At 56.5% G+C, this 19,429-nt stretch carries 19 protein-coding genes; 6 read left to right on the top strand and 13 right to left on the bottom strand.

All coding sequences use genetic code 11. The features are described from left to right. Positions 1–281 precede the first annotated feature (281 nt). The 3 genes from NW834_RS02585 to NW834_RS02595 all read right to left on the bottom strand — a co-directional run bounded on the left by NW834_RS02585 (position 282) and on the right by NW834_RS02595 (position 2,783). Positions 282–1,154 (bottom strand): hypothetical protein, encoded by an 873-nt coding sequence (locus tag NW834_RS02585; RefSeq protein WP_414419249.1) that lies wholly within the window; start codon positions 1,152–1,154, stop codon positions 282–284. Positions 1,155–1,198: 44 nt separating this feature from the next. Continuing rightward, positions 1,199–2,167 carry a CobW family GTP-binding protein gene (locus NW834_RS02590; protein ID WP_414419248.1) on the bottom strand — a complete coding sequence of 323 codons (969 nt, stop codon included), beginning with the start codon at positions 2,165–2,167 and terminating at the stop codon, positions 1,199–1,201. A 166-nt stretch (positions 2,168–2,333) separates the two neighbouring features. Continuing rightward, the gene (locus NW834_RS02595) at positions 2,334–2,783 is read right to left on the bottom strand and encodes a VOC family protein (RefSeq protein WP_414342591.1); all 450 of its coding nucleotides are present in this window, start codon (positions 2,781–2,783) and stop codon (positions 2,334–2,336) included. 195 nt (positions 2,784–2,978) lie between these two features. On the opposite strand from NW834_RS02595, the gene topA reads away from it, so the two are divergent. Then, positions 2,979–5,768 carry a type I DNA topoisomerase gene (gene topA / locus NW834_RS02600; protein WP_414426210.1) on the top strand — a complete coding sequence of 930 codons (2,790 nt, stop codon included), beginning with the start codon at positions 2,979–2,981 and terminating at the stop codon, positions 5,766–5,768. Positions 5,769–5,817: 49 nt separating this feature from the next. Here topA and NW834_RS02605 read toward each other — a convergent pair whose 3' ends face one another. From NW834_RS02605 to grxD, 6 genes are all read right to left on the bottom strand, one after another. After that, complete coding sequence (locus NW834_RS02605) at positions 5,818–6,030, bottom strand: hypothetical protein (RefSeq protein ID WP_414329317.1); 213 nt, start codon at positions 6,028–6,030, stop codon at positions 5,818–5,820. 37 nt (positions 6,031–6,067) lie between these two features. Further along, positions 6,068–7,228, bottom strand: a complete 1,161-nt coding sequence (locus NW834_RS02610; protein ID WP_414419246.1) for a SpoIID/LytB domain-containing protein — start codon at positions 7,226–7,228, stop codon at positions 6,068–6,070. A 51-nt stretch (positions 7,229–7,279) separates the two neighbouring features. Then, the gene (locus tag NW834_RS02615) at positions 7,280–8,836 is read right to left on the bottom strand and encodes a B12-binding domain-containing radical SAM protein (RefSeq protein ID WP_414419245.1); all 1,557 of its coding nucleotides are present in this window, start codon (positions 8,834–8,836) and stop codon (positions 7,280–7,282) included. 327 nt (positions 8,837–9,163) lie between these two features. After that, positions 9,164–9,520, bottom strand: coding sequence for a phage holin family protein (locus tag NW834_RS02620; protein WP_414419244.1), 357 nt, complete (start codon positions 9,518–9,520; stop codon positions 9,164–9,166). A 44-nt stretch (positions 9,521–9,564) separates the two neighbouring features. Beyond that, on the bottom strand, positions 9,565–9,855 hold the full coding sequence (locus tag NW834_RS02625) for a BolA family protein (protein ID WP_414383123.1): 291 nt from the start codon (positions 9,853–9,855) through the stop codon (positions 9,565–9,567). A 29-nt stretch (positions 9,856–9,884) separates the two neighbouring features. Beyond that, on the bottom strand, positions 9,885–10,223 hold the full coding sequence (grxD, locus tag NW834_RS02630) for a Grx4 family monothiol glutaredoxin (RefSeq protein ID WP_041437553.1): 339 nt from the start codon (positions 10,221–10,223) through the stop codon (positions 9,885–9,887). A gap of 454 nt (positions 10,224–10,677) precedes the next feature. Here grxD and arsB point away from each other — a divergent pair, with 454 nt between their 5' ends. Both arsB and NW834_RS02640 read left to right on the top strand, forming a co-directional pair. Then, the gene (gene arsB / locus NW834_RS02635; RefSeq protein ID WP_414328751.1) at positions 10,678–11,688 is read left to right on the top strand and encodes an ACR3 family arsenite efflux transporter; all 1,011 of its coding nucleotides are present in this window, start codon (positions 10,678–10,680) and stop codon (positions 11,686–11,688) included. Further along, complete coding sequence (locus NW834_RS02640) at positions 11,689–12,105, top strand: arsenate reductase ArsC (protein WP_414328749.1); 417 nt, start codon at positions 11,689–11,691, stop codon at positions 12,103–12,105. A 51-nt stretch (positions 12,106–12,156) separates the two neighbouring features. Here the strand turns inward: NW834_RS02640 and NW834_RS02645 are convergent, their stop codons facing one another. The 3 genes from NW834_RS02645 to hrcA all read right to left on the bottom strand — a co-directional run bounded on the left by NW834_RS02645 (position 12,157) and on the right by hrcA (position 15,385). Then, a complete protein-coding gene (locus NW834_RS02645; RefSeq protein WP_414419243.1) occupies positions 12,157–13,053 on the bottom strand; it encodes a T9SS type A sorting domain-containing protein in 897 nt (298 codons plus the stop codon). A gap of 143 nt (positions 13,054–13,196) precedes the next feature. After that, the gene (tilS, locus tag NW834_RS02650) at positions 13,197–14,180 is read right to left on the bottom strand and encodes a tRNA lysidine(34) synthetase TilS (protein WP_414419242.1); all 984 of its coding nucleotides are present in this window, start codon (positions 14,178–14,180) and stop codon (positions 13,197–13,199) included. A 53-nt stretch (positions 14,181–14,233) separates the two neighbouring features. Next, positions 14,234–15,385 (bottom strand): heat-inducible transcriptional repressor HrcA, encoded by a 1,152-nt coding sequence (hrcA, locus tag NW834_RS02655; RefSeq protein ID WP_414344420.1) that lies wholly within the window; start codon positions 15,383–15,385, stop codon positions 14,234–14,236. A gap of 355 nt (positions 15,386–15,740) precedes the next feature. Between hrcA and NW834_RS02660 the strand changes: the two genes are divergently transcribed. From NW834_RS02660 to NW834_RS02670, 3 genes are all read left to right on the top strand, one after another. Then, a complete protein-coding gene (locus tag NW834_RS02660) occupies positions 15,741–16,043 on the top strand; it encodes an urease subunit gamma (protein WP_011433938.1) in 303 nt (100 codons plus the stop codon). 97 nt (positions 16,044–16,140) lie between these two features. Then, the gene (locus NW834_RS02665; RefSeq protein WP_414332421.1) at positions 16,141–16,515 is read left to right on the top strand and encodes an urease subunit beta; all 375 of its coding nucleotides are present in this window, start codon (positions 16,141–16,143) and stop codon (positions 16,513–16,515) included. A 122-nt stretch (positions 16,516–16,637) separates the two neighbouring features. Next, on the top strand, positions 16,638–16,892 hold the full coding sequence (locus tag NW834_RS02670) for a hypothetical protein (RefSeq protein WP_011433939.1): 255 nt from the start codon (positions 16,638–16,640) through the stop codon (positions 16,890–16,892). Positions 16,893–16,987: 95 nt separating this feature from the next. On the opposite strand, the gene NW834_RS02675 is transcribed toward NW834_RS02670, so the two are convergent. Beyond that, positions 16,988–19,423: an endonuclease MutS2 gene (locus tag NW834_RS02675; protein ID WP_414419241.1), complete on the bottom strand. Its 2,436-nt coding sequence runs from the start codon at positions 19,421–19,423 to the stop codon at positions 16,988–16,990. Positions 19,424–19,429: the final 6 nt, after the last annotated feature.

Genomic DNA, 19,429 nt, shown 5'->3' on the forward strand with positions numbered 1-19,429 from the left:
CTTAGCTAGGCCGCCGAGAAGCCCGGCCCTCTCTCGCTTTAGCGGCGCGGAGCGCTTTGCATCAGCATGAGTGCGGAAGTATGTCACGGCATGAGCCTTTGGTTCCATCAGTGTGAGTGGGGAGCTGAGGAGCGATCCATAAGCCCGTGGGGGCGGGGGCAGTCCAAATGTCCGAAGAGACGGGTACTGCTGCTGTGGCGAAGTAGGCCGACGGCGCTCACGCAGGGCTGCAAACCTGCGCCAGTAACGGGAATCCCCCGCTCCTGAGCTTGAGGAGATGGTCAAAGACTGTAGATCTGCCCATCCATGAGCAGATGGGTGATGCCTTTCTTTTGCAGTTGGGTGCGCACAATCTCCAGGATGTAGCCGGGAAACTGGATCACCCGGTAGGGCGGGTAGGTGTTGCTGCCCCGACGGCTCATTTCGGAAAAGCGACGGGCCACCTTGTGGTTGTCGAAAATGGGCAGCGTATTGGCGTTGTCGATCCCTTCGATGGGCAGGGATCCCGAGCCAAAGAATTCTTTGAGAGGGCGGGTGGTCAGTTCTTGGTAGCGGTCAACAACGACGTAGCAGGTTTCCGGCAGGGTGAGCTCTTCCAGGGGTAATACCTGAATTTGATAGCTGGGATCGGTGAGGGGATCCTCTTCTGGCCCATCTTCATCTTCTAAGGGATAGTCAGGGTCGTCCTCATCCTCGTCTTCGAGGTCACGGTCTTCTTCGGTCTCTTCCTCATCCTCTTCCCCGACATCCTCCACATCTTCCTGAAGCTCAGCCGCCAACTGCAGTTCTTCTGGGGGCAGTTTTGGCAGAGACTCTGTTCCAGCGGTGTTATCCTCGCCTTCGTCGTTTGCGTTCGGCTGCAGCGAGGGAGATGAAAAAGGCAGCTCCGGCTCCAGCGGCAAAATCTGCTGCTCTGGGGCTGGGATCCTGCCAACAACAGCTTTTTCCCCCATGTCTTTGCGGCGGGCAGCCGAGCGTTTGAGATGGATCAACCGCTGGTACTCATCGGCGGCGATATTTTCCTTCAACACGCGGGTGATGGTGGTGATGCTCACCTGAAATTGCTCCGCCAATTCGACGGCGGTCGCTGCTGAGCCGCGGTAGGCGCTAACAATTTGCTGTTGTTCTTGCTCTGAAAGTTTGCTGCGAGCCATCCCAGGTCACCCAATCCAAAAACCGAAAAAACTGAAGAGGATCCTTAGCCAGCGGCGGTTGCCCCGCACACCCGGCTGAGGCCGGCAGCCAGCTGTTCCGGCTCCAGCCCTTTGCCAATCAACACAATTTTGGACAAGCGGGGCTCATCGGGATCCCAGTCCCGTTCCAGAAAAAGGGTTTGCCGCTGGCCCACTTGATGAAAGATAACCCGCTGCGGCTCATCCACAACCCACAGCACCCCCTTGGCGCGAAAAAGGGTCTCGGGCATGTCTTGTAGCCAATCGCGAAAAGCCGCCAAATCCAGCGGCTGCTGCAGTTGAAAGCTCACCGATTGGATCCCGTCTTCCTCGAGGTGATGGCTATGGTGGGCCTCAGTCTCTGCATTGGGGAGCCTGGGATCCCACAATTCTGGGCGGAAGGCATGCACATCCAAGATGCGGGCCAGAGGCACCTGGGCATGGGTGGTGAGCAGGCAAGGGGCAGCGGGGTTGTAGCAGCGCAGATCGAGAAGGATCCGCTCTCGTTCGGCTTCGTCGATCAAATCCACCTTATTGAGCAACAAAATGTCAGCGCTGCCGATCTGGTGGGCGGCGGTTTGCGAGCGCTGGAAATTGCGCCAGTATTCGGCACCGTCAACCAAGGTCACCACGCCATCCAGGCGCAACTCCTCATGAAAGACCCTCTGCACAAATAGCTCGGTCACCTGCCTGGGATCCGCCACGCCGCTGGTTTCCACCACCAGATAGTCCAACGCCTGGGCATGCTGGAGCAGCTGGCGGGCCGCCCGTTCAAAATCCTCTCGCACCGTGCAGCAGAGGCAACCATTGTTGAGCTGCATCAGCCCCTCTTCGGGCAGATTGATCAGCTCTCCATCGATGGAAATCTCGCCAAACTCGTTGAGGATAACCCCAATGCGCAACCCATGCTCCTCTTCCAAAATGCGCTTGAGCAGCGTGGTTTTGCCACTGCCCAAAAAACCTGTCAAAATCGTCACCGGAAGCTGAGCTTTCATATCAGGTGAGGCTGAACTGACAAGCGGCCAACAAACCCTTCTCTCAAGTTCCCCAGAAGCTCTACTAGCTTAGCTTTAGGGTTGGCTCTCCAGGATCTGGACAAGGGGGAACGACCGCTCCCACCCAAATTAGATCCTCTAACCCATCAACTAGTTATCCAACTATTTATTTATTAATGTCCTCTGGGCGTTGGGGCAGACTCTCTCCTGAGGATCCCTGGGGACGAATGAGCTCGATCGGCAGGCCATCGGGATCGGCGATGAACGCCACTTCATAGACCTGGCCCCCAATTTGCTGGAGCTGGGGCGGCAGCAGCAGGGTAAGGGGCACTTGCGCTCGCAAATGTTCTAGGTAGTTGGCCAGGGATCCCCATTCGGGGCCCACCTCAAAAGCGGGGTGATAGTAGCCCACATAGTGGGGATCCCCAAAGGGATCCGGGGCAGGATGGGGCTGCGGCACTTGCATCAGCTCCAAACGCCCCCAGGGGCCGCGCATCCAGCAGGCCAGCGTGATCCCGGCAGTAAAGCGTTCTTCCACCGCAAAGCCCAGCCCCTCGTAAAAAGCGATGGAGCGGAAGATATCGGCGGTGCGAATGGAAAAATGGTGTAGTTTCATCGTCCTGCAAAGCAGCCAGATGGGGCCAGACCGCTCGGATCATCGCCGATGACGGCTGGTCAAGCGCAGGTAGACTTGCTACGCTCCAGAAAAGTAGGCTGTCTATCTTAAGCACCTCTTGCAGTGTATGCTGGCCCGCCCAATCCTTGGGGCGGGAAATGCGACAACCTAAGCCGATTGCTGCCAACCTCAATTATGCCTAAGCTGGTCATTGTCGAATCTCCCACCAAAGCCCGTACCATCCGTGGGTTCTTGCCTGCGGGGTATGAGGTTCAGGCCTCGATGGGACATGTGCGGGATCTTCCCGATTCGGCATCTGAAATTCCAGAAGAATTGAAAGGAGAAGAGTGGAGCCGCCTGGGGGTCAATGTCCACGCCGACTTCGAGCCCCTCTACGTCATCCCCAAGGACAAAAGAAAGGTGGTCAAGGAGCTGAAGGAAGCGCTCAAGAAGGCGGACGAGCTGATCCTGGCCACCGACGAAGACCGCGAAGGGGAAAGCATTAGCTGGCACTTGCAGCAGGTGCTGCAACCCAAAGTGCCCACTCGCCGCATGGTGTTCCACGAGATTACCCGCGAGGCCATTCAGGAGGCGCTGCAAAACTGCCGTGAGGTGGATGAACAACTGGTGCGTGCCCAGGAGACCCGCCGCATCTTGGATCGCCTGGTGGGCTATACCCTGTCGCCGCTGCTGTGGAAAAAAATTGCCCCCAAACTCTCGGCAGGGCGGGTGCAGTCGGTGGCGGTCAAGCTTTTGGTGGATCGAGAGCGGGAGCGGCGCGCCTTCAGAAAAGCCTCCTACTGGGCTCTGAAGGCAGAGCTGCAGCCGAGCACTGCCTCCCAGGAGCGGCAGGCTGTCTTTTCGGCAGAGCTGGTGAGCCTAGCCGGCAAGCGATTGGCCAGCGGGCAAGACTTCGACCCCAGCACTGGGCGGCTTGTCGCCGGGCGGGATGTAGTGCTGCTGGATCAAGCCCAGGCCGAAGCCCTGCGGGAACGTCTTCTGGGCAAAGCCTGGATTGTCAGCTCTGTGGAAGAACGCCCCTCCACCCGCAAACCTGCCCCTCCCTTCACCACTTCCACCCTGCAGCAGGAGGCCAACCGCAAGCTGCACCTGTCGGCCCAGCAGACGATGCGCATTGCCCAAAAGCTCTACGAAGAGGGCTACATCACCTACATGCGCACCGATTCGGTCCACCTGTCGGAGCAGGCCATCCGCGCTGCCCGCGCCTGCGTGGAGTCGATGTACGGCAGAGAATATCTCAGCCCCGAGCCCCGTCAGTACACCACCAAAACCAAAGGGGCGCAAGAAGCCCACGAGGCCATTCGTCCTGCTGGATCAGAGTTTCGCCTGCCCAGCCAAACCCCCCTCTCCGGCCAGGAGCTGGCCCTCTACGACCTGATCTGGAAGCGCACCGTCGCCAGCCAAATGGCTGAGGCGCGGCAGACCCACACCATCGTACTCATCGCCGTAGACGATGCGGTGTTCCGGGCCAGCGGCAAGCGCATCGATTTTCCCGGCTTTTTCCGCGCCTATGTGGAGGGATCCGACGACCCAGAGGCGGCTTTGGAAGATCGGGAGGTGCATCTGCCTCTGTTGCGGCAGGGGGATCCCCTCCGCTGCCAGAAGCTGGAACCCGTTGCCCACGAAACCCAGCCTCCAGCCCGATATACGGAAGCCTCCTTGGTCAAGGTGTTGGAAAGTGAGGGCATTGGCCGCCCCAGCACCTACGCCACCATCTTGAATACGATCATGAGCCGTGGCTACGTCAGGCCGATGGGAAGTGCCCTCGTGCCCACCTACACGGCTTTTGCAGTCACCGAGCTACTGGAAAAATACTTTCCCAACCTGGTGAATACCCGCTTCACTGCCGAGATGGAGCAAACGCTGGACGACATTGCTTCTGGACAGGCGGAGTGGTTGCCCTATCTGCGCCATTTCTTCTTGGGCGAGCAGGGTCTCGAGGGACAGGTGAAGGCGCGCGAGCTGGAAATTGATTCCGGCCTGGCCCGCTCCATCCATCTGGAGAACCTGCCTGTCAAGATCGGCATTGGCCCCTATGGCCCCTATGTAGCAGTTGAAACTGAGTCTGGAGAGGTGCGCGCCAACCTGCCGGAGGATATTCCCCCCGCCGATCTGAGCGCAGAACACATTGCGGAGCTAATCCAGCGGAAGCAAGAAGGCCCCAAGCCCATTGCCTTTCACCCGGAAACCCAGGAGCCAATCTATGTGATCCCGCAGGGCCCCTATGGCCCCTATGTGCAGTTGGGGGAAGTTTCTGAGGACAACAAAAAACCCAAGCGCACCTCTCTGCCCAAAGGGCTGAAACCGGATCAGGTTACGCCAGAGATCGCCTTGGGGTTGCTGAGCTTGCCCCGCACCTTGGGGGAACACCCGGAATCGGGGAAAAAAGTGCAGGCCGGCATTGGCCGCTTCGGCCCCTACGTGGTCTGCGATGGCGATTTTCGCTCTCTGCCCGCCGATGAGGATGTGCTGACCATCAGCCTGGAGCGGGCGCTGGAGTTGTTGGCCCAGCCCAAGAAAGGCCGTGGGCGCGGCTCTGCCAAGCCCTTGCGGGAGCTGGGATCCCATCCTGAGGATGGTGAGCCGGTCAATCTGCACGACGGCCCCTATGGGCTGTATGTCAAACATGGCAAGGTCAATGCCTCTTTGCCCAAAGGGATCCCTGCCGAAGCGGTTACCCTGGAAATGGCCCTGCAGGTGCTGGCCGAAAAGGAAGGCTCTTCTGCAGAGGTCAAGGGGAAAAGCCGCTCGACCGCTTCTGCAGGTAAAGCCCAAGCCAAAGCTGCCTCCAGCAGCCCTACAGCCCAGCAGGCCGGAAATGCTGTGCCGCAGAAGCGGCGTAAAGCGCAAACCACTTCCACCGGCGGCGGGATGGCCAAAGAGCCGCAAGCCCAAGCGAATGGGTCAGCCCAGGTGGGATCCCGTCCCACCATTGTGAAGATCACCCCCAAAGCCCCCGCCTGAGGTCAGCTTCTTGGGGTGCGATGGCCCAAGGTCGCCTGCTCAAGGTGGCTCAGGGATCGGCTATGTAGCAGCTTTGCTGACGAAACAACTGCTCCAAGGGCCACAAGCAGCGGCCACAGCGGCTTCCCGATTGGCAATGCACCCGCATCGCTTCTGCAAACGGCAAGGGATCCTGCTGCTGGCGCTTGGGAATCTGGGCGTGTTCCAGCTCACTGCAGTAGCAGTAGGCAGGATGGCGACGATGGGGGTGTGCAAGGGACACGGGAGTAAATGAGAGTTGGAGTCGGGGCCAACAGCCTTCAGCTCAACGTTATCACCTGGGTGCCGGGGAAGTAGTGATTGAGGATTTGCGGCGCTGTGTAGCCCTGCTCGGCCAAGCCGCGGGATCCCCACTGACACAGTCCTACCCCATGGCCGGCTCCGCGATAGGTAAAAAGGTACACTTCCTGCTGGCCGGCCTTTGGCTGGAGACGTTCCCACGTGAAGCGGTTGCTGGGGAGGATCCCCCAACCCAGGGTTTGGCCAAGGCGCAGCACAAACTCTTGGCCGGTCAACAGTTGGGATCCAACGCGAATGCGCACAGGGCGACCCCAGGGATCCGACTGCACAATCTCCAGATCGCCGTTGCCGAAGGCTGGCTCCAACTCCCGTCGGCTGAGCCGGACGCTGTGAGGGCCATAGAAGGGAGAGGCACGACACCCGTCACAGATCACCCCTTGTAGGTAGGGGCGGGCGGGTGGGGCAAAAATATCCTGGTTGGCACTGGTGTGACCGCCGCAGGTGGAGTGAAACAGAACCTCTATCGGCTGGCCGGCATGGGTTAGGATCTGCCCTCGGGTTGCCTGCACCGCAGCAGTGGTCGCCGCCGTCTCATAGGCCAGGCCACCATAAAACTGGTGGGCGGTGGAATCCTGCAATAGCCTTATCGAGGTAGAGGGCCATTCTCTTCTGGGGCCGGGGTGCAGATGGGGAATGGCCAAAGTGCGGGCCAAGATGGCTTGCGCCTGCAAGGCGGCGGCTGGCCAATCGGCAGGCATTTCGCTGGGCACCAAAGCCAGCAGATAGTCTTCCAACTTGACCCAGTTCACCAGATGCAGGCGACCTAAACCCTTGGGACGAATCTGTACCCAGCCCCGATAGCGACGCTCCTCCCCTGCGAGGGAGCGCAGAGCTCCCCCCTGTAGCCAAAGGGATCCCTGGTAGCGACGAGGCTGTCCCGGCCCGGTCAGAAGGAGCTCTTGGCGGCGCACCTGTAACTTCCAGGTGCCTGTTGGAAAAGGCTGCTGATTTAAAACAAAAGGGCCCATCAGCTCCAACTCGACCAAGGGATCCGCACTCCAGCGGCTGAACAGCTCCACGGCCAGCCAATCTCCGCGCCCGGACGTTTGGGCCTGCCGAGAGCCTCCCCAAACAGCCCACAGGGATCCCAGCACCATCGCCCCCAACTGTCGTCGCCGCATAGGCCCCATCCGGGCATCCTCTATCGATAGACCATTCCCCCAGAAATACTGTCAAGATGAGCTGGCCAGCAAAGGATCGTATCCCAGTTGCTGGGTAAGCCGGGCGCGGGCCAATTCCCGATATTCCCAAAAGTGTTCTCCTGCAGCGCAGAGGCCCAAATATAGGTTCAGCAGGCTCGGTTTCTGTCGCCAAATCGTCCATAGCTGCCGCCAAAATTGGGCGCGGATTTCGGGATGAAGGATCCCTTGCCGCCAGATGAGTTGTAGAAGCAGGTGGATCCCTTTGCGAAGGGGCAGCTTCATCATTTGCCGCCGGCCATCTTTGATGCCGATATTCAGGCATTGTTGCAGGCAGCGAGATAAATATCGCGCAGGATCATACAATTTCCAAAAACTTTCCAGATATTCTTGAGCAATCTCCGATAGAGAACGGGTGGGAATAAAGTTCATCAGTGTATTTTGATCGCCGAACTCAGTAACGCCGATCCCTTCCAGCAAACGTTCCTCCTTCTTCAAGCGATTCCAGAGTTGCGTGTTTGGCAAAGCCTGTAAAATGCCCAGCATTGGCTGAGGAATACCGGTTTGCTCGACAAAAGCCTGAATGCGCTCCCCTGCTCCTGGCCGCTCTCCATCAAAGCCCAGAATAAACCCAGCATAGATCAGCAGTCCGGCCTCGTTGATCTTGCGACAGGCCTCCACCAAAGGGTGGCGGGTATTCTGGAGCTTTTGGGTCATCTGTAGGCTGTCTTGGTCTGGAGTCTCAATGCCCAAAAAGACCGCATAGAAACCCGCCTCTACCATTAACCTCATCAGTTCTTCGTCTTCGGCCAGGTTAACCGAAGCCTCTGTCATAAAGGTAAATGGATAGTTGCGCTTCTGGCTCCAGGGGATCAGCTCTCGTAAAAATCGCTTGACGTTGCGCTGATTGCCGATAAAATTGTCATCCACTACAAATACCGAACCCCGCCAGCCCAAGTCATAGAGGGCCTGCAGCTCAGCTAGCATTTGACTTGGCTCTTTGGTTCTCGGCTTGCGTCCGTAAAGAGAGATGATGTCGCAAAACTCGCAATTGAAGGGGCAACCTCGCGAAAATTGGACTGACATCATGAAGTATTGATCCATACGCAGCAGATCAAACCTTGGCAAAGGACTTTGGGTTACATCCGGTTTTTCCGCAGCCCGAAAAATGCCCGACTCTTGCCCAGCTTCTAGAGCCTTGACAAAGGCCGGTATGGTCACTTCCCCTTCGTCCAAAACCAAATAGTGAGCCCCGGATTCCAGGGCGTCTTGCGGCACAGAAGTTGGATAGGGCCCGCCCACAGCTACTTTTTTGCCCAGTTGTACAGCCTTGCGAATCAGGGCGTGGAAATCTTGTTTTTGCACCAGCATGGCCGACAAGATCACCAGATCGCACCAGTGCCAATCGGCTTCTGTTTCAGCAGCGACATTGCGATCCACAAAGCGAATCTCCCAGTGTTGGGGTAGCAGAGCAGCAACGGTGATCAAGCCAAGAGGTGGCATTAGCGCTTTTAGCCCCACCATCTCAATGGTGCGATTGTAAGACCAGAATGATTGAGGAAAACGCGGATAGAGCAGCAACGCCTTCATACCAACCAGCTCCTGAGTTGCAGATCGACCAACTTGATCCCCTACTGGTTTCCTATCGATTTGCTAGGCTTAGATAAAGCAGCCACAGATCAAACGCCTGCTCGCAATATCCTGCTGATGTTAGCCATTGGCAGATCTTGTGCAGGCTATCTGTGGAGAATCCTATGGTTCTGCGGCAAAAACTTAGCGGGCAGGGCCAATGGAGTAAAGCTTATCGGGATCCCTTAAAGTTGGTTTTGGTTATCGTCGGGCTGAGTGTTGACGTTCCCCTAGCGTACCCCCTGCAATCTTGAACCAAACCCTGCCCTCTCACGGCTGGGGACGAAGTCAGTTCTGCACACCTTGCTCAAAAACCTGCTGAACCAAGCCGCTGACGATGGAAAGTACAATTGCGCCGACGAACGCCCAACCGAAATTATCGATGTTGAAAGCATTCCCGGCCAGCTTATCGGCAATGACCAAGCAGATGCCGTTCAAAATCAGCCAAAACAAACCCAGGGTAAGAACCGTAATCGGCAGGGTGATCAACCGGAGAATCGGCCTAACCAAACCATTGACCAGACCAATGGCCAGAGCCGCCACCAAAGCCCCGCCAAACCCGGAGACGTGGATCCCGGGCAAAAGCCAAGCCAGGATCATTACACTCAAGGCTGACATCAGCCAGGTGGCCAAAAGAGTTGCCATGCTCTCTCCTCTGCCCTGATGGGGCCGCGATTTTGCCCTCTATGCTAGCCGATCTGCTCAGGGATCCCTTGCGCAGAAACCTCTTCAGGGCTGTAAGTTTGCAGGGCCAAAGCATGAATGCTCCGCCCCATGTGTTCCGCCAGAGCGGCATACACCAGGCGATGTCGCTGTAGGGTCGTTTTGCCGACAAACGAAGGCGACACTACTTGAACTCGGTAGTGCCCTCCTGTCCCGCCCCCGTGGCCGATGTGAAGGTGGGACTCATCCTCCACCTGCACATGAAGAGCCTGTAGCTTCTCCATCAGGTGCTGCCGAAGGTAGTCGGGGGTAAGCATGGCAACCCCTCTGGATGAGATGGGATCCCTTAAGATTGAGCCGTGGCCTTAGCAAAGGCTGCCTCGACCAGCGGACGCAGCTCGTTGCGGGCGTGCATCTCTTGGATGATGTCGCAACCGCCCACAAACTCCCCATCAATATAAATCTGCGGGATAGTAGGCCAGTTGGAAAACTCTTTAATCCCCTGGCGGATCTCAGGATCCTCGAGTACGTTAATCGCCGTGTAGGGGAAGCCCAAACTATCCAGCACACGAACGGCGGCATAGGAAAACCCACATTGGGGCATTTCCGGGGTGCCCTTCATGTAGATGAGCACCTTGTGGGTGCGGATTTGCTCACGGATTTTCTCTTCCAAAAGGGGATCCAGCATGGTGTTCAGCCACTATAGCGACAACAGTTGATAGGCAAACTGGCATCCTATCGAGATCTCATTTTCGTCTACTTTTAACATGCTCGACACTTTTCCCACGGTTGGGCCGAGAGATTCTCTCATAGACTCTGTTCTACGGACGCCACCAGCAAGCCCCATTGCCCAGGGCTGGCCCAAGCCCCCAACCTATCCAGGCAGCGACCCCAGGATCCATGTTAATTTCTACACCAACATGGTTAGCGACAGGGTCGGCGACAAACCTCAAACCCTGATTCTTCCGTTGACCCGGTCGATCCCGCTCTGGGCAAGGGTTTCAGGCCCCTCGGCGGAGAAAAACAAGGGGAAATTGCAGCCGAAAACAAGACCTCTGGGCAAGGGTTATAATGGGGGGGGAGTCGCTTCCCTTCGGGGAAGTGGAATTAATGGAAACGCTGTAATTAAATTTCAACCCATGAAGTTTTTTGAAAAATACCTTACCGTTTGGGTCTCGCTATGCATTGCTGCAGGCATTGGTCTTGGGAAAATACTGGGGAATTCTGTTTCGGTGCTTGAAAGCTGGCAGATATATACCATCAACATTCCGGTAGCGGTGTTGGTTTGGATGATGATCTACCCGATGATGGTACAGATTGATTTTTCATCGATAGGCGGTGTTTCAAAAAATTGGAAAGGGCTGGCGCTGACAGTTACTGTAAACTGGCTGATCAAACCTTTCACCATGGCATTGTTTGGATGGATTTTCTTTAAAAATCTGTATGCTACCTGGATCACTCCGGAAGATGCAGACCAGTACCTGGCAGGCGCCATTCTGCTGGGTGCCGCACCCTGCACAGCCATGGTGTTTGTGTGGAGTTATTTGGTAAAAGGCGATGCCAATTATACGTTAATACAAGTTTCAGTCAACGATCTTATTCTGCCGGTTGCATTTGTACCCATTGTAAAATGGCTGCTGGGAGTAACCAACATACAGATACCGTATGAAGTACTGATTACTTCGGTGGTTGTTTTTGTTGTTATACCGCTAACTACGGGTTATCTGACCAATCGGATATTGCCTCAACGAAAAGGAAAGGATTGGTTTGAACAAAAATTTCTTCCGGCACTTCGTCCTGTTTCCATACTAGCATTGCTTTCAACCCTGGTTTTACTCTTTGCCTTTCAGGGCGAACACATACTGGATCATCCATACACCATTTTGTTGATAGCCATACCACTGACCATTCAAACCTACTTCATATTTTTTATAACCTGGCTGGGTGGAAAATTGCTCCGTTTATCACATCCGGTTTGTGCACCGGCTGCGATGATTGGTGCCAGTAATTTTTTTGAACTCGCAGTTGCCGTGGCCATATCACTTTTTGGTCTTAATTCAGGTGCGTCGTTAGCCACGGTGGTTGGTGTACTCATAGAAGTACCCATCATGTTATCGTTGGTAGCCATCGCTAACAGTTGGAGGTATTAAATGAAAAAAATCTTGGTTTTATGCACAGGTAATAGCTCCCGTAGTCAAATGGTACATGGTTATTTAGAAAATCTGTTACAAGGTAAAGCTCATATTTACAGTGCCGGTATTGAGATACATGGCGTAAATCCGAGAGCCATACAAATCATGAAGGAAGATGGAATTGATATCAGTCATCATACCAGCAACCATGTAAATGAATACTTAAACATACCCTTTGATTACATCATCACGGTATGTGATCATGCCAGAGAAAACTGTCCGTACATACCAGGTAATTCCATTCGCATACATCATAGTTTTTCTGATCCTGACAAAGCAACCGGAAGTGAAGAAGAAATTATGCATGCATTTCGTATGGTTCGAAATGAGATACGCACATTCTGCGAAGAATTTTCAAAGACTATCATTGCTTAATCCTAGTAAGAAAACACAAACAAAAAAGCCCCGTAACCGGGGCTTTCTGATTTATTTTACAACCATGATGCGTTGTGTTATCGCTTGTTTTCCGTCAGATATTCTAAGAAGATAAATTCCAGAAGACAATCCGTCTGTGATCAAAGTTATTTGCTGCTGAGATGGAGCAATGGTAAATTGCTGCAACACCTGACCCAGTGTTGTCATCAGTTCTCCTTTCAACGGTTCGGCAGAAGCCAATTGCAGAGCAATGGTAATCATATCAGTAGCCGGATTGGGATACACCAAAAAGTTGGAGGTATTCATCACTTCATCCAGCGAAGAACAGTTAAGTACTGTAACCGATGCAGTGGCAGTTGCTGTACATCCGTTAGTAGCTGTGGCTGTAACGGTATAGGTAGTAGTGGATGCAGGGCTTACATTGATGGAAGCAGTATTAGCACCTGTATTCCAAGTAAAACTATTACCACCAGAAGCAGTAAGATTTACAGAGCTTCCCTGACAAATAGTACCGCCACCACTTATAGTAGGTGTGGGCAAAGGATTCACCACAATACTGGCTGTTGCCGTGTTTGTTCCGTTTAAATTGCTAGCTATTAATGTTACAGTATATGTCCCCGCTGAATTAAATGTTACAGTAGGACTGGCAGCCGTACTTGTTGAAGGAGTTCCGCCGGGGAAGGACCAGCTATAGGAAGTAGCATTGGTAGATGTATTGGTAAATGTAATACTTTGCCCTGCACAGATGTTAGTTGATGAAACATTAAAAGAAGCGCTTGGTGGTGTATTGGTTGCAGCACTAATGTTTATATCATCCAGATAAGTAACATTTCCCCATCCACTTCGCAATTGGAATCCGATTCTGGCGGCGGTTTGAGAAGCATACGGGCTTAAATCTATTGTCTTGGTTGCCCATTGTGATGGGGTAGGTACAAATGCAGTGGTCATATCAGGTGCTGTAGCCAATGGACTCGGGCCTGTATTATTACCATAAGATGCTAATCGTATCCAAGTATTGCCACAATCAGTGGTGATACTTACTATTAATGAATCAGTCGCTTCCCTTCGGGGAAGTGGAATTAATGGAAAAATTAATGGAAACAAACCAAGTGATCCCCTTTCACTTCCAGCCAGTGCCCACCTGGATAATCGGGGCTACGGCTGCCTCGGTCTGCTTTTAAGAGCTGGATCCCGGCTTCTACCTGTTCAAAGGTGGGGTGGTGGGGCAACACCAGGGACAAAAACTGGAACATTACCTGCCGCTGCAGAGCCAAGGGGGCAGCCCGCAAGGGATCCCGTCGCAGCCCTGGCAAAGCGGGCTCATACACCTGCTGCCATAGCTGAGCTGCTTGGGCTACCACCAGCTCATGTTCTGCTTGGAGCAGCGTGGCAGCCCGATTCAGGGCCGCTTCCAGTTGCGGATTAAAGTGCTGCTTCAAGTAGGGCATCACCTCCAGGCGGAGACGGTTGCGGCAATGGGCCAGATCTTGGTTGCTGCGATCCGGCCAGACCGGCAATTGGTGCTGCTGGCAAAATTGTTCGGTTTCCCAACGGTATAGCTCCAGCAGGGGTCGCACCACTTGGGCAGAGGTGGGATCCCGGTTGTCCAGGCGACGCTGCCAATCTAGGCTGCTCAGCCCGGCGGCTCCTGTCCCTCGCAGCAAGTTCCATAAAAATGTCTCGGCCCGGTCGCTGGCCGTATGCCCCATCACCACGGCGCTGCAGTCCCAGGTGCGGGCCCATTTCTCCAGTTGTTGGTAGCGCCAAGCCCTGGCCCCTGCTTCGTCTCGGCGGATGGGATCCGCAGTCTCAACGGCATGAGGCAGTCCCTGCTGCTGCAGCCACCCCTGCAAAAAGCGAGCACACTCCGTTTCATCTGCCGACCAGCGGTGATCGCAATGCAAAACGAAGAGCTGCCAGCCCCAGCGAGGCTGTAGATCCCGCAGGATTTGGAGCAGGCAAAAAGAATCTTGCCCGCCCGAAAAAGCCACCAGCAGCCGCTGGCCAGGGTGAAGAAGTTGCCGCTGCCGAATGGCGCACTGTACCCGCAGGTGGAGAGGAGAGAGCCTGGCCACAGCTTGTTATTGCTCAGGTGCAACCCAGACCCTGCCTGCCTTCATGGGATCCCTTAGGCAAGAGCCCGGGTCAGATGAGAGGCCACCGCCTGCACAGCAGCAATGCTGCGCTCGTAGGCCATTCGGGTCGGCCCCAGCAAGGTGACCGTACCCAGAGGAGCTGAGCGACGGTGGTAAGTGGAGGCGATAACCGTACAGTGGTGCAGAGACTCCAGTGGATTCTCGCTGCCAATGTAGATGATCACCGGGGTCTTGCGGGCAGACTGTCCCGACTCCTGATCCATCTCCGTTGAGCTCGGCAGAGAGGGCAAACCCCCATCGGCAAAATGGAGCCCAATCATCCCCTGAAGTTGCTTGGCTCCCTCCTCGATCAACTGCATCACTGCCTGCACCTGCCGGGCCTGGGAAAACTCCGGCTGACGCATCAACTCGGCCATACCGGCACTGAACACCTGCCCCAGAGAGGGCTGTAGACAGCGTTGCACCACCGAGCGCAGCAGTTGCTGGAGCCAATGGCCGTAGGTACGAAATTCTTCATCCAGTTTCAGCCAGCTCAGATCCTGCAACTCGGCAAAGGTTTTGCCCCGCAGCTTCAGGGTGAGAAAGTTGCTGAGCAATTGCAATTCATCTTCCAAATCCTCTCGGGAGTCGCTGGGCCAGTCGGGGGGGCTGACCAGAGCTGAATGGGTTTGATAGGAGTCGGTTACCACCAACACCATCACCCGCCCTGGCGCTACCGACACCAACTGCACATGATGAATGGCTACCACCGGCCCCTGAGGAGGGGTGATAAGAGCAATGCAACCGCTCAGATGGGCCAAAAGCTGGGCCACCCTTTGTAGGAGACTGTCCAAGTCATCTCCCAGCTCACGGCCAAGCTGATCCATCAACTGTTGCAGGGCAGGATGGGGATCCGGCTGAGGAGCATCGTGGGGGATCCCACCGCTGTTGGCAGAGGTCAACAAATCGTTGACATAAACCCGATAGCCAAAGTCGGAAGGAACCCGTCCGGCGGAGGTGTGAGGCTGAAACAGCAATCCCACTTGCTCAAGGGTGGCCAAGTCGTTGCGAATGGTGGCCGTGCTTACCCCAAAGTTGTAGGACTGGGCCAAGGTTTTGGAACCGACAGGTTCAGCTGTAGCAATGTAGCTACGCACTGTCGCCCAGAGAATCTTCCGCTGGCGGGGAGTCAGTTCGAGTTTCATAGCCGATCAAAAGAACCCAGTCAACGCCTATCAAAGGAAACTGTTAATACAGAGCCGGTAAATTGCTCCAGGATAAACCAACTCAGGGTTGAGATACGAATCTAGACAAACTTTCGCGTCTAAATACATCTGTATGCATCTATTGTTACTCTTTCATGACGGGTTGCCCAGGAAGGGAGTCGCAACACCCAATGCCGAAAGAGGTTGAGGCTGTGGGTTGTGCAGGAGAAAGGGAAATCCCCTCTAGCCTAGACCCCTTTTTTTGCCCAGAGGTGATATAAAGTTGAGTCAACTCTAGGCCAACTGGGCCTGCTGCTGTCCCCCCTGTATCCTTTTGTATCTTTGAGGTTGCCCCATGTACTTATCCCCCCAGGAGAAAGACAAGTTGTTGATCTACCTGGCTGCCCAGTTGGCTCGGGATCGGCGGCAGCGGGGCCTCAAACTCAATTACCCTGAGGCGGTGGCCTACTTGAGCGCAGCAGTCTTGGAAGGGGCGCGGGAGGGGAAAACAGTCGCCCAATTGATGAGCGAGGGGCTGACGTGGCTGACCCGCGAGGACGTGATGCCCGGGATCCCAGAGATGATCCCGGAAATTCAAGTGGAGGCTACTTTCCCCGACGGAACCAAGCTGGTTACCCTACACCACCCCATTCGCTAGGGATCCCCCAGGTGCTCCAAAGACCCAGAGACTTCAGGAGGTCGTCCCCATGGCTCGCCAATCCAGAACCAACCCTGCTGCCAACGCAGAGCCGGCCCTGATCCCAGGGGAACTGTTGCTGGCAGAGGATCCCATCCAAGCCAACGTCGGACGGGCCACCGTGACCCTGGAGGTTACCAACCGAGGGGATCGGCCCATTCAGGTGGGATCCCATTTTCACTTTTTTGAGGTGAACCGAGCCCTGGTTTTCGATCGCGCCGCCAGCTTTGGCATGCGCCTCAACATCCCTTCCGGCAACGCAGTGCGTTTTGAGCCAGGGCAAACCCATCGGGTAACGCTGGTGGCTTTGGGGGGCAAGGGGTTGGTGCATGGCTTCAATCGGCTCACGGAGGGCACGATACGCTCCGCTGCCCAGAAGCGGCTGGCTCTGGCCCGATTGCAGGAGTGGCTGGGTGAAGCAGCCCATCCGTAGGGGGAATATGCCCCCCTCAAGTGTGCAGCTTTGGGCAGCGGTGTCAAGGCTCAACCCCATCCCCGTCTCCGCTCAGATTCAGGACAGTAGGGCTATCCTATTTCTCCTCTAGGAGCTGACAGATGTCAGAGCGCGAGACTGTCTTGTGGATGTGGGTGCAAGGCTTGGGGCTAAATCTTTCTGGGTTGGCGCTGTTGGCAGCAGCAGGCGCCGCCTTTGGGCCTCTCAGTTGGACAGGTGCAACGGTGGCGGTGATGTTGAAGCTCATTGGGGATAGCCAACTGGTGCGGGGCTACTGGCTCTGGCAAAGCCAGCGACAACAGAAGGGATCCCAGCCCGTCAGCTCAGCAGCGGCAGTGCTCCACAGTCAAGCTTGAGACATTGCCCGGCACTTGTCCGGTCTCCGACTCGAGAATGCCAACGCGACCACCTCTACTCCCTTCTGGCACTGGCAAGCCTCACTGTACAAGCCTCACTGTAAATGAGCCACGGTCACTCCAGTACCGCCGTCTTCGGGATCAGCGGCTGAAAAACGCTGAACGCGCGGGTGATTTTGGAGATAAGCCTGGACGCCGGCTTTCAGGCGCCCTGTGCCGTGGCCGTGGATGATCCAAACCGGGCCGGGAGGAGCTTGGGCAAAGTGCTGTTCCAGAATGGCCTCAGCATCAGCAACGGTTTTCCCCCTCAGATCGAGGGTGTTCTGGCTGGTGCGCAGGTTCAGGGGAGCGGTGGCTGCAGGGGAGGGAGGTGGGGCTTTGGGGCGTTGGCGCTGCTTGGCCTGGTGTTCATCGATGGGATCCAACTGCCCCCGTGGCACTGTGAATTTGAGGATGCCGCTGCGCACCACATATACATCTCCTTCGATGGCGATCACCTCTCCCGTCTGCCCCAAGCCTCTCAGCCGCACCCGATCTCCCACCTCTGGCACAAACTCCATATCCACAGGCGGCGGTGGGGGAGAGTAGCGCTGCTGGATTTGCGCCAGCTCGGCAGTAATGCGTTGGGGATCCTCTCCCTGCTGCAATTTGCGGATGGCGGCAGCCACTTCCTGACGGGCAGCAGCCAACAGGGCTTGCAGTTCTTGGTTTTGCTTCTGCTCCAGCCGGGCTTCTCGCTCGGCGATTTGGCGGCTGCGCTGCTGCATTTGTTGATGTAGGCTCTCCAGCTCTCGATGCAGGGATCCCACCTGGGCCGCCCGCTCTTCCAATTGAGCCCGCTGCGCTTCCAGGCCGGCAATGACCCTATCCACCTGGCTTTCCCCTTGCAGGTGCCGCTGGGCCCGCCGCAGAATCTCTGGATCCAACTGCAGCCGTTGGGCAATGGTCAAGGCGTTGGAGCGGCCTGGGATCCCCCACAAGAGGCGATAGGTGGGGGCCAGGGTGACCTCGTCGAACTCCACTGAGGCATTTTCAAAGCCGGGATGTTGGTATTTCAGGGCCTTTAGCTCGCCGTAGTGGGTGGTAGCCAGGGTGAGCAGTGCCCTTTCCGAGAGGTACTCCAATAGCCCAGCCGCCAGGGCAGCTCCTTCGGTGGGATCCGTGCCCGCCCCCACCTCATCCAACAGGACAAGGGCCGGCTCTGGAGTGGACTGCAGGGCCTGTACCATGCGGCTGATGCGGCGGATGTGCCCCGAAAAGGTGGAGAGATTTTGTTGCAGCGACTGCTCGTCCCCAATGTCGGCGTAAACCCCGTCGAACCAAGGCAGCTGGGGCGGATCCTGAGCCGGCAGGAAGATCCCCGCCTTGGCCATGAGCACCAGCAGGCCCAGGGTTTTCAGGGCAACGGTTTTGCCGCCGGTGTTGGGGCCGGTGATAACCACGACACGAATGGAGTCCGCGAGGGTGAAGTCGATGGGGACAACGGCAGAACCTTGACCCTCCGAAGGGGCGGCGGCGCGGGACTGCCAGAGCAGCAGAGGGTGCTTGGCCTGACGCAGGCGCAATCCTGCCGAGACAAACTGGGGACGATTGCCCTCCAGCCAGAGGCTGTAGCGACCCCGAGCCAGAGCCACATCCAACCCCACCATCACCCCCTGCAGATGCTCCAGATCGGTGGCGACGGAGGCCACCTGAGCCGAGAGCGCGGCTAAGATCCGCTCTTCCTCCGCCTGAATCTGAGCTTGGGTTTCTCGCCAGCGGTTGCCCAGTTCCACCACGGCGTAGGGCTCCACATAGAGGGTGGCCCCACTGGCAGAGCTGTCATGCACAATGCCGCGGATGAGATCCCGATGGGTGGCCTTGACCATCAGGACAAACCGTCCCTGCCGCTGGCCAATCAGGGTATCCTGCAGCGCCTGGGGGTACTGGCTCATCAACTGTTGCAGGCGCTCCTGGATCTGGCTGCGTTGCCGCCGTTGCTGCTGGCGCAGATCCGCAAGGGTAGGGCTGGCGCTGTCCCGCACCTCACCATGCTCCTCCAGGCAGCGGAAGATCTCCTGCTCCAGCTCCGGGTAGGTGCGCAGGTTGCTCACCCAGGCCTGCAGGTGGGGCAGATGGTCATGATCATCGATCAGGCGGCGGATGCGGCGGGCTGCCCCCAGAGTTGTAGCGATCTGCACCAGCTCTTCCCCGCTCAGGATCCCCCCCCGTTCGGCCCGTTCCAAAGCCGGCAGCAAGTTGTGGATCCCTGCCATGGAAAGGCCCCCCGCCTGTGTGCGATCGAGGCGGATCGCCTCTTCCGTCTGCTCAAGGTAGGCTTCGCTGTCGGCGCGGCTCTGCCAGGGATCCAGCTCCAAGCAGGCGCGGCGGCCCAAGGGTGTGGCCGCAAAGGTGGCCAAGTGCTGACAAAGGCGGGGCCACTCCAGCAATTCCAAGGTTTCTTGCCGTTCGCCTTGGCAGGCCGTAGGCCTTGGGGAGGGATCGGGCTTGGAGAAGACTGGCAGCGGGTGCAAGGTGGGGACGGTGGGCATTAACCA

The organism is Synechococcus sp. R60.1 (assembly GCF_047461835.1).
Classification (GTDB): domain Bacteria; phylum Cyanobacteriota; class Cyanobacteriia; order Thermostichales; family Thermostichaceae; genus Thermostichus.